Here is a 13,959-nt window from a genome sequence, read left to right as displayed (position 1 = left end):
GAGCCGGAAAGGTCCACGGCCCACGCAAGTCCGCGCCGCGGCTCAGCGCGGGCGTACCGCCAGTCCGTCCAGCGCCGCCAGCAGGCCCGGCAACTCCGGCCCCCGCCCGACCGGCAGCACTTCCCCCGGCGCGTCGTCCAGCAGCACGAAGGCAATGTCATCGGTACGGGCCACCATGCTCCACCCCGGACCGTCGGCCCGGAGCGTACGGGCGTCGCCCGAGGCGAAGGCGGAGCGCACCCGGCCCAAGGGCGGCGGCGTGTCCACGTAGGCGCGCGCTTCCTCCAGCACCCGCCGCACACCGCCGTGCGGCTTCTCCCCAGGGGAGACGAACGTGACGTCGTCACCGACCTGGTCCCGCCAGGTCGCCCACTGGAGCGCGATCTCGTCGGCGCCGAGGCGGCGTTGCGCCGGGCCCCAGGACTCCGCGTCCGGCGGCGCGAGCACAGGCAGGGCCGCGCCCTCGCCCTCCTGGCCGGGTTCCGGGTCGTGCGGGGCCGGGACGCCGGGGGCGGCCACCGCGACCGCCAGCGGCCAGCCCGGCAGCGAGGCGACCACCGTACGGTCGTGGGGGGACAGGTCGTACTCCATGCCGCAGTCCCACGCCGCGATGGCGCAGGCGACAAGGGACACGTCATCGATCGCCACCGTCCAGCGCGCCCCGTCCCCGTCCTGGCCGAGGACCAGTCCGTAGCCGGCCTCGTACGGCGCGAGCCCGAGGACGGCGCACGCCTCGGGGTAGTCGTCGCCGAGAACGCTCGGAAACTGCGCGGGCGTGAGCAGGACCGCTGTGAGCACATACAGCGCGTCCTCGCCGGACTCGTCATCCGGCTGTGCCGGGGGTGTTCCCACCGTCGCGGGCACGGCAGCCTCCTCCTCCGGAACCGATCCTCGTGCGGCCGCACCTTAACCAGCGGGTAGCTTCGCCGTCGAGAGGTTGGAGGACGCGAAAGGGCAACGGAGGCGACCCGCCCCCACATGCCTGGTCAGGCCACCGGGAGCCCCATCAGGGACCGCGCCACCTCCTGCGGCGACTCGTCACGCTCCCGGGCGAGCGCGATGACGGCCCGGCACGCCAGCTCGTGCACACCGAACGCCAGCGCCTCCGGGGACACCCACTCCGCGGCCTCGGCGCTCCGCTGGTCGTCGGCGTCCGCGCAGGCGGCTATGTGCACGGCCGCGGCCTCGAACAGATTGGGCCGATGGGCGCGCGACTTCGCTCCTGCTGCGCGCCGCCCCTGCTCCGGGGAGCCGGGCGGTCCGGGCGCGCGCAGCCGTTCGCCGATGCGTCCACACAGCCGGCGGGGACCGTCGAACACGCGGATCACCTCTCCTCGGATCGGATGAAAGCGCGGTCCTGCCGAGTGTCCCCCGCTCGCACGCGGTTCGAACATGATCCGACGAACGGATGGCGCCCACATGAGGCGCCACTGGGCGGTCAGCCGGCCGCGGAGGCACGCAGTGAGTCCAACGTGCGGCGCAGCCAGGCGAGTTCCGCCTGACTGGTGGCGCGTGCGATGGTCAGCACGCCGCGCCGGAACGGGTCGTCCACCTCTTCCGCGCTCAGCGGCCGGTCGCCCTCGTAGAAGAAGCTCGTGGGGCGCCGAAGGAACTCCAGCCGGCGCTCCAGTACGCGCGCCTGCGCGGCGGGGTCCGCCAGGTGGCGCAGGAACGCGAGCAGCGTGAACCAGCGGTTCTCGTCCGTGATGTCCGGATCCGCCGGCTCGGCGAGGCGGTGCCGCAGTTCGGTGCGGCCGGCCGCGGTGAGCGACAGGACATGCCGGGGCGCGGCGCCCGTGCCCGGCCGGGTCTCACGGGCCAGCAGCCCGGCCTTCTCCAGGCGCTTGATCGCCGGGTACAGCGTGCTCTCGGCCACCGGCTTGACGTGGCCGGTCAGCGCGCTGATGCGCTTGCGCAGCTCGTAGCCGTGCAGCGGCGTGTCGTAGAGGAAACCGAGGAGCGCGAGTTCGAGCATCCCCGCATTCTGCCGCACCGCCGCTATACATCGCCCCATCTATACATCGGGATCGATGTATAGTCGCCGTGTCCAGGACAACAGTCGGCGAGTCGGCCGGCTGACAGGACATGACGTGAGGGGAGAGGTCATGCGCCACACCGAGTTCGGCCCGGACGGGGCACGTATCGTCTGGACCGAGGCCGCAGGGGACGGGCCGCCGAGGGTCTACGTCCACGGACTCGGGGCGGCCTCCGCCCCGTATCACGCGCACATCGCGGCCGCCCCGGTGCTCGCCGGCCGGCGCTCGCTCTTCGTCGACCTGCCGGGCCACGGACTCAGCGACCGGCCGAGGGACTTCGGGTACGGCCTGGAGGACCACGCCGGAGCGCTGGCCCGGGCGCTGGACGCGGCGGGGGCCCACGGCACGGAGGTCGTGGGACACAGCATGGGCGGCGCGGTGGCCATCGTGCTCGCACACCGGCGGCCCGACCTCGTCTCCCGACTGGTGCTGACCGAGGCCAACCTCGACCCGGACCCGCCGGTCACCGCCGCGAGCAGCGGTATCTCCACCTGTACGGAGGAGGAGTTCGTCACGGGCGGCGGCTTCGCGCGGACCCTGGAGAAGGTGGGCCCTGTATGGCGCGCGACGATGCGGCTCGCCGACCCGACCGCCCTGCACCGCAGCGCCGTCGGCCTGGTCCGGGGCACCCGGCCGACGAAGCGGCAGATGCTGACCGGCCTGGCCGTGCCCCGCACGTACCTCCAAGGTGAGCGCAGCGGGGAGCTGGCGGGGCGCGCGGCGCTGGAGGATGCCGGGGTCCGGGTCGTCACGGTCCCCGGGGCGGGGCACAACGTGATGTTCGACAACCCGCCCGCGTTCGCCGCCGCGGTGGCGTCCGACCGCCGCTGAGCCCCGGCCGTCTCTGCCTCGTCCCCATCGTGTGCCAACCCGCTCACATCGGCAGGCCGACCGGCCCGGCGGGTTGCCCGGAGCGCGGCAGTGAGAAAGGCTGGCACGGCAGCTTGGGGATAGCCGGGGACGGGGAGGCAGGACATGGCACTCAGCAAGGGACTCGACTGGCTGCTGGACGACCTGACGGAGCGGATCGAACACATACGGCACGCTTTGGTGCTGTCCAACGACGGTCTGGTGACGGGGGCGAGTTCGTCGCTCGTGCGACAGGACGCGGAGCACCTGGCCGCCGTCTCGTCCGGCCTGCACAGCCTCGCGAAGGGATCCGGACAGCACTTCGGGACGGGACAGGTCCGGCAGACGATGGTGGAGTACGAGGAGGGGGTGCTGTTCGTGACGGCCGCGGGCGACGGCAGCTGCCTGTGTGTCCTCGGCGGCCCGGAGAGCGATGTCGGCCAGATCGCCTACGAGATGGCGTTGCTGGTCAACAGGGTGGGGGAGCACCTGGGCGTGGAGGCACGGCAGCAAGGCAGCGCGACCAGCCATCTGTGAGATCCGCGAGATCTGTGAGACCGCGCTCCGAGGTTATCCACAGGTCTGACCGGCGTCCGCCCGACGCCGCTACAGTCGTCACTGTCAGTGATCGATGTGTCGCGGGGGAGGACTGTCATGGCGGTACGGGAACAACAGCGGCGGGGCGCGGAGGCGGCCGTGGGGGCGGGGGAAGGGGAGCCGCCCACAGGCACGGTCAGCCTCAGTCGGGCGGCTCGGGAACTCCGCCTGAAGCCAAGGGAATTCGCGCTCGCCGTGCAGTTGGGGGAGGTGCGCACAGTGACCGGCGGCCTCGGGGAACGCCCCCGGGTGCCCCGAGCGGAGCTTGCGCGGTTGACGGCCACCGAAGAGCTGCCCCGGGCCTTGGCCGCGCGGCTGCGGGTGGTCGGCACGGCGGAGGGGGCGGAGCTGCTGGGCGTCGGCCCGGCCAGGTTCGCCCGGCTCGCCAAGGGTGGCGGTTTCCACCCCGTCAGCTTCTACATCAACCGCTACCGAGCCGTGGTCTGGCTCTATCTGGCGGTCGAGCTGGAGGAGTTCGCCGACCGGGAGCCCGGCCTGCTGCGCGGGCGTACACCGGAACGGCTGCGCGCGGCCGAGGCGTCGGGGGAAGACCTGCGGGCGCGCACCTGGCGCGCCCGCAGGGTCGGTCAGCTGCTGAGCCGGGCGGACGGCCCCTGGGAGCGGGCCGCGGTCACGGCGGCGGTGCTCGCCCCCGAGGACCTGGAGTCGGCCGTGCCGGACCCGCGCGAACGAACCTGCCTCGTGCGGCTCGCACCGCCGCTGGTCGTGCCGCGCGCCGGGAGCCCCGCGTACCACGACGCCGTCGACGGCCTGCTGACCGCGGAGGACCCGGACGAGATCCGCGACTACCGCCGCGACCTGGACACCGCGCTGTCGCAGGCGCGCCGCCATGGGCCCGTGCCTCCGCTCCCGCCGCAGTCACCAGGCCGGGAGGCCATGGCCGAGCCTCCCGGACCCGACAGGGCTGATTCCGCCGGACGCGCTGACGACGAATCCGCTGGACGCACGACGGCCGGACCGGCGGCGCGCGAGCCCTTCCGGCTGCCGGATCGCGCCCGCTCGCGGTGCTCGCCGCGCGCGGCGACCCCAACCCGTCCGGGGCACGCGCGCCCGCTCTGGCGGCGGCTGCTCGGCCGGAGCTGAGCTCCCGTCATCCGCCGATCTTGCGGAACAGGCCCTCTTGCATCACCGACACCAGCAGCTTGCCCTCACGGTCGAAGATCTGACCGCGCGCCAGGCCCTCGCGCCCGTGGCGATGGGTGACTCCTGCTGGTAGAGGAACCACTCGTCCGCGCGGAACGGACGGTGGAACCACATGGCGTGATCGAGCGAGGCCATGTCGAAACCGCGCGGCCCCCACAGCGGCTCGACGGGGATGCGCACCGCGTCCAGCAGCGTCATGTCGCTGGCGTAGGTCAGCGCACAGGTGTGGATCAGCGGATCGGAGCCGAGCGGCCCCAGTGCCCGCATCCACACCGCGCTGCGCGGCTCCGCACCCTCCAGTTCCCGCTCCGACCAGCGCAACCGCTCGACATACCGGATGTCGAACGCCTGCCGCCGCTCCATACGGCGCAACGACTCGGGCAGCTCGCCGAGGTGCTCGCGCAGTTCCTCACCGATGCGCGGCAGGCTCTCCGGCTCCGGCACCTCAGGCATCGGCAACTGCTGCTCGATCCCCGGCTCCGGCTGATGGAAGGAGGCCGTCAGATTGAAGATCGTCCGGCCCTGCTGGACGGCCACCACCCGCCGGGTGGTGAACGACCGTCCGTCGCGCACCCGCTCGACCTGGTACACGATCGGCACCCCGGGCATGCCCGGACGCAGGAAGTACGCGTGCAGCGAGTGCACCGGCCGCAACCCGTCCGTGGTCCGCCCGGCGGCCACCAGAGCCTGGCCCGCCACCTGCCCGCCGAACACCCGCTGCAGCGACTCGTCGGGGCTCTGGCCGCGGAAGATGTTCAGCTCGATCTGCTCCAGGTCGAGCAGATCGACCAAGCGCTCGGCGGGACTGGTCATCGCTGGTGCCCTTCTGCTGGTGGTGCTCGCCGTGGGGGTGGCCTTTCGGAGACTACAGCTGACCCACGTCCGTGACCCGGACGACCGCGCGGCCCTCCTCGTCGGACGCCGCGAGATCCACCTCCGCCGAGATGCCCCAGTCGTGGTCGCCCTGAGGGTCGGCGAAGGTCTGCCGCACCTTCCACAGTCCGTGCTCCGGCTGCTCCTCGATGCGCAGCAGCTTCGGCCCGCGCGCGTCGGGGCCGGTGCCGAGGTCCTCGTACTCGTCCCAGTAGGCGTCCATGGCCTCGGCCCACCGGGCCTCGTCCCAACCGGACTCCTCGTCCATATCGCCCAGCTCCGCGACCTTGTCCAGCGCGGCCAGCTCGACCCGGCGGAACATCGCGTTGCGCACCAGCACCCGGAACGCGCGCGCGTTCGCGGTGACCGGCTTGACCTGGTCCGCGCGCTCCTGAGCCTCCTCCGCCGACTCCTCCTCCGGATTGGCCAGCTGCTCCCACTCGTCCAGCAGACTCGAGTCGACCTGGCGCACCATCTCGCCCAGCCAGGCAATCAGATCCTCGAAGTCGTCCGACTTCAGGTCGTCGGGCACGGTGTGGTCCAGCGCCTTGTAGGAGCTGGCCAGGTAGCGCAGCACGATGCCCTCCGTCCGTGCGAGGTCGTAGAGGGCGGTGAACTCCGTGAAGGTCATCGCCCGCTCGTACATGTCGCGGATGACCGACTTGGGGGAGAGCGGATGGTCGCCCACCCACGGGTGGCTCTTGCGGTAGAGCCCGTAGGCGTGGAAGAGCAGCTCCTCCAGGGGCTTGGGGTACGAGACGTCCTGGAGCCGCTCCATCCGCTCCTCGTACTCGACGCCGTCCGCCTTCATCGCGTTGACCGCCTCGCCGCGCGCCTTGTTCTGCTGCGCCGCCAGGATCTGCCGCGGGTCGTCCAGCGTCGACTCCACGACGGACACCATGTCCAGGGCGTACGACGGGGACTCGGGGTCCAGGAGCTCGAAGGCCGCCAGGGCGAAGGTGGACAGCGGCTGGTTCAGCGCGAAGTCCTGCTGGAGATCGACCGTCAGCCGCACGATGCGGCCCTCCGCGTCCGGAGTCTCCAGCTGCTCCACGATGCCGCCGTCCAGCAGGGAGCGGTAGATGGCGATGGCGCGCCGGATGTGCCGCAGCTGGTTCTTCCGTGGCTCGTGGTTGTCCTCCAGCAGTCGGCGCATCGCCGCGAAGGCGTTTCCGGGCCGGGCGATCACCGACAGCAGCATCGCGTGCGTGATCCGGAACCGGGAGGTCAGCGGCTCGGGTCGGAGGCGATCAGCTTCTCGAAGGTGTTCTGACCCCAGTTGACGAAGCCCTCCGGCGCCTTCTTGCGGACGACCTTCCGGCGCTTCTTCGGATCGTCTCCAGCCTTGGCGAGCGCCTTCTCGTTCTCGACGACGTGCTCGGGCGCCTGGGCGACGACGAAACCGGCGGTGTCGAAGCCCGCCCGCCCGGCGCGGCCCGCGATCTGGTGGAACTCCCGCGCCCGCAGCGTGCGGACCCGCTGCCCGTCGTACTTGGTCAGCGCCGTGAACAGCACGGTGCGGATCGGGACGTTGACCCCGACGCCCAGGGTGTCGGTCCCGCAGATCACCTTCAGCAGACCGGCCTGTGCCAGCTTCTCCACCAGCCGCCGGTACTTCGGCAGCATCCCGGCGTGGTGCACACCGATGCCGTGCCTGACGTAACGGGACAGGTTCCGTCCGAACTTGGTCGTGAAGCGGAAGTTGCCGATGAGCGCCGCGATCTCGTCCTTCTCGGCCCGCGTGCACATGTTGATGCTCATCAGTGCCTGCGCCCGCTCCACCGCGGCCGCCTGGGTGAAGTGCACGATGTACACGGGAGCCTGGCGCGTGTCCAGCAGCTCGGTCAGCGTCTCGGTCAGCGGCGTCGTGCGGTACTCGTAGCTCAGCGGCACCGGACGGGTCGCCGACCGTACGACGGCGGTGGGCCGCCCGGTGCGCCGGGTCAGGTCCTGCTCGAACCGGCTCACGTCACCGAGCGTCGCCGACATCAGGATGAACTGCGCCTGCGGCAGTTCCAGCAGCGGGATCTGCCAGGCCCAGCCGCGGTCCGGCTCGGCGTAGAAGTGGAACTCGTCCATCACCACCTGGCCGATGTCGGCGTCCTTGCCGTCGCGCAGCGCGATGGACGCCAGGACCTCGGCGGTGCAGCAGATCACCGGGGCGTCCGCGTTGACCGACGCGTCGCCGGTGAGCATGCCGACGTTCTCGGTACCGAACAGCTTGCACAGCTCGAAGAACTTCTCCGAGACCAGAGCCTTGATCGGCGCGGTGTAGAAGGTGACCTGGTCGTTGGCCAGTGCGGTGAAGTGGGCGCCCGCCGCCACCAGGCTCTTACCGGAGCCGGTGGGCGTGGACAGGATGACATTCGCGCCCGACACCACCTCGATCAGTGCTTCCTCCTGGGCGGGGTAGAGCGAGATACCCCGTTCCTCGACCCAGGTCGAGAACGCCTCGAAAAGCGCATCAGGGTCGGCGTCGCTCGGCAGCTGATCAATAAGAGTCACATCCCTATACTGCCTGCTTTTCCGCGCGGCCCGGGAACCGGCCGTGCGTTCGAAGATCACTCGCCGCTAGGCTGTGCCGGGCCGAGCAGACCAACTCCCGCGCTGGCGCGGGCACGAGCAGGGGCGGGGAACGACCATGATGGGACCGGCGCACTCGCTGTCCGGGGCGGCGGCCTGGCTGGGAGTAGGGGCGGCGTTGTCGGCGACGGGCCACGAGATGCCCTGGCCGGTGCTCGTCGTCGGCGCGCTGATCTGCGCCGGAGCGGCGCTCGCGCCCGACCTCGACCACAAGTCGGCGACGATATCGCGGGCCTTCGGTCCCCTCTCGCGCGGTCTGTGCGAGGTGATCGACAAGCTGTCCCACGCCGTGTACAAGGCGACGAGGAAGCAGGGCGATCCACGCCGCTCCGGCGGCCATCGCACGCTGACCCACACCTGGGTGTGGGCGGTGCTCATCGGCGCGGGCGCCTCGCTGCTGGCGGTGGTGGGCGGCCGCTGGGCGGTGCTCGGCATCCTCTTCGTCCACATGGTGCTCGCCGTCGAGGGCCTGCTGTGGCGGATGGCGCGGGTCTCCAGCGACGTCCTGGTCTGGCTGCTGGGCGCGACGAGCGCATGGATCCTCGCCGACGTGCTGCACCAGCCGGGGAACGGTTCGGACTGGCTGTTCGGCGGGGCGGGCCAGGAGTACCTGTGGCTCGGCCTGCCGATCGTGCTCGGCGCGCTGGTGCACGACATCGGGGACGCGCTGACCGTCTCCGGCTGCCCGATCCTGTGGCCCATCCCGATCGGACGCAAGCGCTGGTACCCGGTGGGACCGCCGAAGGGCATGCGGTTCCGTGCGGGCAGCTGGGTCGAGCTCAAGGTGCTGATGCCCGCCTTCATGGTGCTCGGCGGAGCCGGCGGGCTGGGCGCCCTCGGCTACCTCTGAGCCGTCGCCCCGCACCTCGTACTCTCACCCTCGACTTCAGGGTGAGAGTACGGGGTGCCGGGCCCCCGGACGGCGGCGCGGCGCCGGGCCGCGCTACTGCTGCCAGGAGCGCCACAGCGCCGCGTAGGCCCCGTCGGCCCGGACGAGCTCGTCGTGACTGCCCAGCTCGCTGATCCGGCCGTCCGCGACCACGGCGATCACATCCGCGTCGTGGGCCGTGTGCAGCCGGTGCGCGATGGCCACCACCGTCCGGCCCTCCAGGACCCGCCCCAGCGACCGCTCCAGATGCCGGGCCGCGCGCGGGTCCAGCAGCGAGGTGGCCTCGTCCAGCACCAGCGTGTGCGGATCGGCGAGCACCAGCCGGGCCAACGCCACCTGCTGGGCCTGAGCCGGGGTGAGCGCGACACCGCCCGACCCCACCTCGGTGTCGAGCCCCTCGTCCAGGCCCCGGGCCCACTCCTCGGCGTCCACCGCGGCGAGCGCCGCCCACAGTTCGGTGTCCCGAGCCGAGGTACGGGCCAGCAGCAGGTTGTCGCGCAGCGAACCGACGAAGACGTGGTGCTCCTGGTTGACCAGCGCCACATGGCGGCGCACCCGCTCCGCCGGCATCCGCGCCAGCTCGGCACCGCCCAGCGTCACCTCACCGGTCCTCGGCTCGTAGATCCCGGCGAGCAGCCTGCCGAGCGTCGACTTGCCCGCGCCGGACGGGCCGACCAGCGCCAGCCGTGTGCCCGGCCGCACATGCATCGACACCCCGTGCAGCACGTCGCTGCCCGGCCGGTACCCGAACCGCACCCGCTCCGCCCGGACATCCCGGCCGTCGGGCACCACCGCGCCGTCTCCGGTACCCGCCTCGATCTCCCGCACCCCGACAAGCCGGGCCAGGGAGACCTGGGCCACTTGCAACTCGTCGTACCAGCGCAGGATCATCCCCACCGGCTCGACGAGCATCTGCGCCAGCAGCGCCCCCGTCGTCAGCTCGCCGACCGTCATCCAGCCCTGCAGCACGAAGGTGCCGCCGATCATCAGGACCGAGCCGGTGATCAGCGTATACGTGCCGTTGACCACCGGAAAGAGCACACAGCGCAGCCACAGCGTGTACCGCTCCCAGGCCGTCCACTCGCGGATCCGCTGCTCGGACAGCGCGACCCGGCGCCCGCCCAGCCGGTGCGCCTCGACGGTCCGCCCGGCGTCCACGGTCTCGGTGAGCGCGGCGGCCACGGCCGCGTATCCGGCCGCCTCCGAGCGGTAGGCGGCGGGGGAGCGCCGGAAGTACCAGCGGCAGCCCACCACCAGCAGGGGCACCGCGACCAGCACGGCCAGCCCCAGCGGCGGCGCCGTCGCGGTCAGGGCGCCGAGCAGCAGCCCGACCCAGACCACGCCGATCGACAGCTGCGGCACCGCCTCGCGCATCGCCTCCGCCAGCCGGTCGACGTCGGTGGTGATGCGGGAGAGCAGATCACCGGTGCCCGCCCGCTCCAGCACGCTCGGTGGCAGGCGCACGGACCGTACGAGGAAGTCCTCCCGCAGGTCCGCCAGCATCCGCTCGCCGAGCATCGCGCCCCGCAGCCGCACCTCGCGCACGAACACGGCCTGCACGGCCAGCGCCACCGCGAACAGCGCGACGGTGCGCCCGATATGCAGGTCCTCGGCCCCATTGGCGAGGTCCTCCACCAGACCGCCCAGCAGATACGGGCCGACCATGGACGCCACCACGGCGGCGGTGTTCACCGCCAGCAGCACGGCGAACGCCGCGCGATGCCGGTGCAGCAGCTCGCGCACATAGCCCCGTACGGTCGCGGGGCTGCCCACCGGCAGCGTCGTCGCCGACTCCGGTGCGGCGGGGTCGTGCGCCGGTGGCGCCACGCCGATCATGCCGATTCCCCGATCTGCTCGATGTCCATGTCCACGTCGCCCATGTCCGCGCCTTTGTCCGCGGCCTCGGCGATCCGTTCCGCGGCCTCGCCGATCGGGTCCGCGGCCTCGCCGATACGGTCCGCGGTGGTGCCCGCGCCGTCCCGCGGTCCGCCGCCGGGCTGCCCCGCACGGTCCTCCCGCGCCGGCTCGGTGGCACGGGTCACCACCGCCTCATAGCCCGACTCGCCGTGCAGCAGCTCGCGGTGTGTGCCGGTGGCCGCCACCGCGCCGTCGTGCAGGAACACCACCCGGTCGGCGCGGTCCAGCAGCAGTGGACTGGAGGTGAACACCACGGTGGTCCGCCCGCGCCGCAGGCGGCGTACCCCCTCCGCGATCCGCGCCTCGGTGTGCGAGTCGACCGCCGACGTGGGCTCGTCCAGCACGAGCACTTCGGGATCGGTCACCAGCGAGCGGGCCAGCGCCAACCGCTGCCGCTGCCCGCCCGACAGCGACCGGCCGCGCTCGGTGATACGGGCCTCCATCGGGTCCGGTGCGCCGCCGTCCGACACGGGGACCGTCCGCGCGAGCGCGTCCAGGACATCGCCGCACTGCGCGGCGTCGAGCGCCGCGGACACCGCGACCGCGCCCGAGGAGGGCACGTCCAGCAGCTCGGCGAGCGTGCCCGAGAGAAGCATCGGGTCCTTGTCCTGCACGAGGACGGCGGTGCGCGCCACCTCCAGCGGTATGTCGTCCAGCGCCACTCCACCGAGCAGCACCGACGGCGCGGCCGCCGCGTCGGGCGACTCCCGCCCGGCCTCGGACGGCTCCCGTGTCGTCTCCGCCGCGTCCTGCGCGGGGTGGCCGCCGAGCCGCTCGGCCAGCAGGCCCGCCGCGTCCGGGTCGCCGCACACCACCGCCGTCAGCGCACCCGCCGGTGCGAGAAGCCCGCTCGCGGGGTCGTACAGGTGGCCACCGAGGGGTTCGCCGCTCCACTCGTCCGCACGTCGGTCAGTGCGTCCGTTCGCATGTCCGTCAGTACGCTCGTCCGCACCTTGCGCGGGGAGCGCGGACCGGCGCAGTGCGAGCACCCGCGCCGCGCGCCGCGCCGAGGGTCGGGAGAAGGAGTACGCCATCGCGATCTCCTCGAAGTGCCGCAGCGGGAACAGCAGGAAGGTGACCGCGCTGTAGACGGTGACCAGTTCACCGACCTCGATCCGGCCCTCATGGGCCAGCCGCGCCCCGTACCCCACCACACCGATCAGCAGCAGACCCGGCAGCACCACCTGTACCGCCGCGATCAGCGCCCACATCCGGGCGCTGCGCACCGCGGCCGCCCGCACCTCCTGCGAGGCCTGGCGGTAGCGGGACAGGAACAGCTCCTCGCCGCCGATGCCGCGCAGCACCCGCAGTCCGGCCACCGTGTCGGCGGCCAGCTCCGTGGCCCGACCCGCCTTCTCCCGCTGCTCGTCGGCCCGCCGCGTCGCCCGTGGCAGCAGCGGCAGCACGGCCAGCGCCAGGGCGGGCGCCCCGAGCGCGACCACGACGCCCAGCGCCGGCTGGTAGAGCACCAGCGCCACACAGACCCCGACCACCGTGACCAGGGCGGCGGTGAAACGGGACAGCGCCTCCACGAACCAGCCGATCTTCTCCACGTCACCGGTGGAGACCGCCACGACCTCGCCCGCGGCGACCCGGCGGGTCAGGGCCGCTCCCAGCTCCGCCGTCTTACGGGCGAGCAACTGCTGCACGCGCGCGGCCGCGGTGATCCAGTTCGTGACGGCGGCCCGGTGCAGCATCGCGTCGCCGAGCGCCGACGCCCCGCCGAGCAGCGCCATCAGCCCCCCGGCCAGGGCGAGCCGCGCCCCCGAACGGTCCACCACCGCCTGTACGGCGAGACCGACGGCGATCGGGAAGGAGGCGACCGCCGCCATGTGGAGCAGCCCCCAGGCCAGCGCCCTGAGCTGCCCGCCCAACTGATTCCTGGCCAGCCACACCAGGAAGCGCGGTCCGGACCGCACATCCGGCCGTCCCGGATCGGCGTACGGAAGATCACGAATCTGCATGGTGTCCCAGAGGCTCGAATGACGAAGACGACAAGGCGGAGGGAAGAAGCACGGCAGGCGGGAGGGCGAGCGGCGCGCTGGGCTCGGCCGTGAAAGGTTCGCGTCGTCAGGTCGTGGAATTCAACTGGTTTTACGCGAGGCCGCGCGGAACACGCCAATGCCGCGTACCCGGCCGCCGCACGGGAGTGCGACCATGGCGGACATGCGTATCTCCGGCACGATGTGCACTCGTACGGCCGCCCTGACCGCCATGACCGTGATCCTGGTCGCCGGCTGCGGCGGCGGTGCGGACGACGGGGGCGGCGGGGCCAGCGGGGGCAAGAACAGCTCCGGCTCCGCCCAGCGGGCGGGGCACAGCGCCTCGCCCACCGCGGACCCGACCCGTATCCCCGAGGTCGGCGACGCGCTTCAGTCCCGCATCCCGGCCGGATCGCGCCAGGTGGTCGCCGTGTACGGCAAGGGGGAGGACTCGGCGGACGCCACCGTCGTCCTCTATACCAGGGCCGCCGGGGAAGGCCGCACCTGGGAGAAGCAGCGCAGCTGGCCCGCGCACAACGGCAAGCGCGGCTGGACGGTCGACCACCGGGAAGGCGACAAGCGCAGCCCCGTCGGGGTGTTCACGCTCACCGACGCGGGCGGGGTCCTGCCCGACCCGGGGTCGCGGCTGCCCTACGCGCAGGGCGCCGCGTTCGCCGCGCCGCACTACTGGCCCAAGACGCACTGGCACGACTTCGACTACGTCATCGCCGTCGACTACAACCGGGTGAAGGGCACCAGCCCGATCGACCCGACCCGCCCCGAGGGCCGGCGCAAGGGCGGCAGCATCTGGCTGCACATGGACCACGGCAGCGGTACGTCGGGGTGTGTGAGCCTGCCCAAGTCCGGCATGGAGTACCTGCTCAGGACCCTCGACCCGCGGCAGCGGCCGGTCGTGGTGATGGGCGACAAGGCGCACCTGGCGAGCTGAGACCAGGGACGGGGCCTGAGACCAGGGATGGGATCTGAGACCAGGGACGGTCCGAGCCCCGGCGTGAACGGGGCCCGGCACCGAGCCTCATCGTCGGCGCGGGCCCGGCGCGCGTCCGGC

Annotated in this window: 10 protein-coding genes and 2 pseudogenes; 5 read left to right on the top strand and 7 right to left on the bottom strand. The window is 72.5% G+C overall.

Going from position 1 to position 13,959, the window contains the following annotated elements; translation table 11 throughout:
• Positions 1 to 42: 42 nt before the first annotated feature.
• The 3 genes from Q3Y56_RS01205 to Q3Y56_RS01195 form a co-directional block, all read right to left on the bottom strand.
• Positions 43 to 864 (bottom strand): hypothetical protein, encoded by an 822-nt coding sequence (locus Q3Y56_RS01205; protein WP_304460130.1) that lies wholly within the window; start codon positions 862 to 864, stop codon positions 43 to 45.
• Positions 865 to 986: 122 nt separating this feature from the next.
• Entirely contained in the window at positions 987 to 1,319 is a 333-nt protein-coding gene (locus Q3Y56_RS01200; protein WP_304460129.1) for a hypothetical protein, read from the bottom strand.
• Between the two features lie 119 nt (positions 1,320 to 1,438).
• Positions 1,439 to 1,975: a PadR family transcriptional regulator gene (locus Q3Y56_RS01195; protein ID WP_304460128.1), complete on the bottom strand. Its 537-nt coding sequence runs from the start codon at positions 1,973 to 1,975 to the stop codon at positions 1,439 to 1,441.
• A 130-nt stretch (positions 1,976 to 2,105) separates the two neighbouring features.
• On the opposite strand from Q3Y56_RS01195, the gene Q3Y56_RS01190 reads away from it, so the two are divergent.
• The 3 genes from Q3Y56_RS01190 to Q3Y56_RS01180 all read left to right on the top strand — a co-directional run bounded on the left by Q3Y56_RS01190 (position 2,106) and on the right by Q3Y56_RS01180 (position 4,586).
• The gene (locus Q3Y56_RS01190; RefSeq protein WP_304460127.1) at positions 2,106 to 2,867 is read left to right on the top strand and encodes an alpha/beta fold hydrolase; all 762 of its coding nucleotides are present in this window, start codon (positions 2,106 to 2,108) and stop codon (positions 2,865 to 2,867) included.
• A gap of 144 nt (positions 2,868 to 3,011) precedes the next feature.
• Positions 3,012 to 3,422 carry a roadblock/LC7 domain-containing protein gene (locus Q3Y56_RS01185; RefSeq protein ID WP_304460126.1) on the top strand — a complete coding sequence of 137 codons (411 nt, stop codon included), beginning with the start codon at positions 3,012 to 3,014 and terminating at the stop codon, positions 3,420 to 3,422.
• Positions 3,423 to 3,581: 159 nt separating this feature from the next.
• Complete coding sequence (locus Q3Y56_RS01180) at positions 3,582 to 4,586, top strand: DUF6397 family protein (RefSeq protein WP_304465431.1); 1,005 nt, start codon at positions 3,582 to 3,584, stop codon at positions 4,584 to 4,586.
• A gap of 7 nt (positions 4,587 to 4,593) precedes the next feature.
• Here Q3Y56_RS01180 and Q3Y56_RS01175 read toward each other — a convergent pair.
• A pseudogene (locus Q3Y56_RS01175) lies at positions 4,594 to 5,459 on the bottom strand (acyl-CoA thioesterase).
• Between the two features lie 52 nt (positions 5,460 to 5,511).
• A pseudogene (locus Q3Y56_RS01170) lies at positions 5,512 to 7,898 on the bottom strand (DEAD/DEAH box helicase).
• A gap of 262 nt (positions 7,899 to 8,160) precedes the next feature.
• Between Q3Y56_RS01170 and Q3Y56_RS01165 the strand changes: the two are divergent.
• Positions 8,161 to 8,952 (top strand): metal-dependent hydrolase, encoded by a 792-nt coding sequence (locus Q3Y56_RS01165; protein ID WP_304460125.1) that lies wholly within the window; start codon positions 8,161 to 8,163, stop codon positions 8,950 to 8,952.
• A 93-nt stretch (positions 8,953 to 9,045) separates the two neighbouring features.
• On the opposite strand, the gene Q3Y56_RS01160 is transcribed toward Q3Y56_RS01165, so the two are convergent.
• Both Q3Y56_RS01160 and Q3Y56_RS01155 read right to left on the bottom strand, forming a co-directional pair.
• Positions 9,046 to 10,827 carry an ABC transporter ATP-binding protein gene (locus tag Q3Y56_RS01160; protein ID WP_304460124.1) on the bottom strand — a complete coding sequence of 594 codons (1,782 nt, stop codon included), beginning with the start codon at positions 10,825 to 10,827 and terminating at the stop codon, positions 9,046 to 9,048.
• The gene (locus Q3Y56_RS01155; RefSeq protein WP_304460123.1) at positions 10,824 to 12,872 is read right to left on the bottom strand and encodes an ABC transporter ATP-binding protein; all 2,049 of its coding nucleotides are present in this window, start codon (positions 12,870 to 12,872) and stop codon (positions 10,824 to 10,826) included. Before Q3Y56_RS01155 ends, Q3Y56_RS01160 begins: the two co-directional genes overlap by 4 nt.
• A 202-nt stretch (positions 12,873 to 13,074) precedes the next feature.
• Here Q3Y56_RS01155 and Q3Y56_RS01150 point away from each other — a divergent pair, with 202 nt between their 5' ends.
• On the top strand, positions 13,075 to 13,839 hold the full coding sequence (locus Q3Y56_RS01150; protein WP_304465430.1) for a L,D-transpeptidase family protein: 765 nt from the start codon (positions 13,075 to 13,077) through the stop codon (positions 13,837 to 13,839).
• Positions 13,840 to 13,959 lie beyond the last annotated feature (120 nt).

The sequence above is a fragment of the Streptomyces sp. XD-27 genome, assembly GCF_030553055.1.
GTDB lineage: Bacteria > Actinomycetota > Actinomycetes > Streptomycetales > Streptomycetaceae > Streptomyces.
The sequence above is the reverse complement of the archived record's forward strand: the minus strand, read 5'-3'. Positions and strand labels throughout refer to the sequence as shown.

What these genes read in the sequence shown, in the direction of transcription:
- Q3Y56_RS01195 (WP_304460128.1), bottom strand. Translation starts at nt 1,975, where the DNA reads ATGCTCGAACTCGCGCTCCTCGGTTTCCTCTACGACACGCCGCTGCAC.
- Q3Y56_RS01190 (WP_304460127.1), top strand. Translation starts at nt 2,106, where the DNA reads ATGCGCCACACCGAGTTCGGCCCGGACGGGGCACGTATCGTCTGGACC.
- Q3Y56_RS01185 (WP_304460126.1), top strand. Translation starts at nt 3,012, where the DNA reads ATGGCACTCAGCAAGGGACTCGACTGGCTGCTGGACGACCTGACGGAG.
- Q3Y56_RS01165 (WP_304460125.1), top strand. Translation starts at nt 8,161, where the DNA reads ATGATGGGACCGGCGCACTCGCTGTCCGGGGCGGCGGCCTGGCTGGGA.
- Q3Y56_RS01160 (WP_304460124.1), bottom strand. Translation starts at nt 10,827, where the DNA reads ATGATCGGCGTGGCGCCACCGGCGCACGACCCCGCCGCACCGGAGTCG.
- Q3Y56_RS01155 (WP_304460123.1), bottom strand. Translation starts at nt 12,872, where the DNA reads ATGCAGATTCGTGATCTTCCGTACGCCGATCCGGGACGGCCGGATGTG.
- Q3Y56_RS01150 (WP_304465430.1), top strand. Translation starts at nt 13,075, where the DNA reads ATGCGTATCTCCGGCACGATGTGCACTCGTACGGCCGCCCTGACCGCC.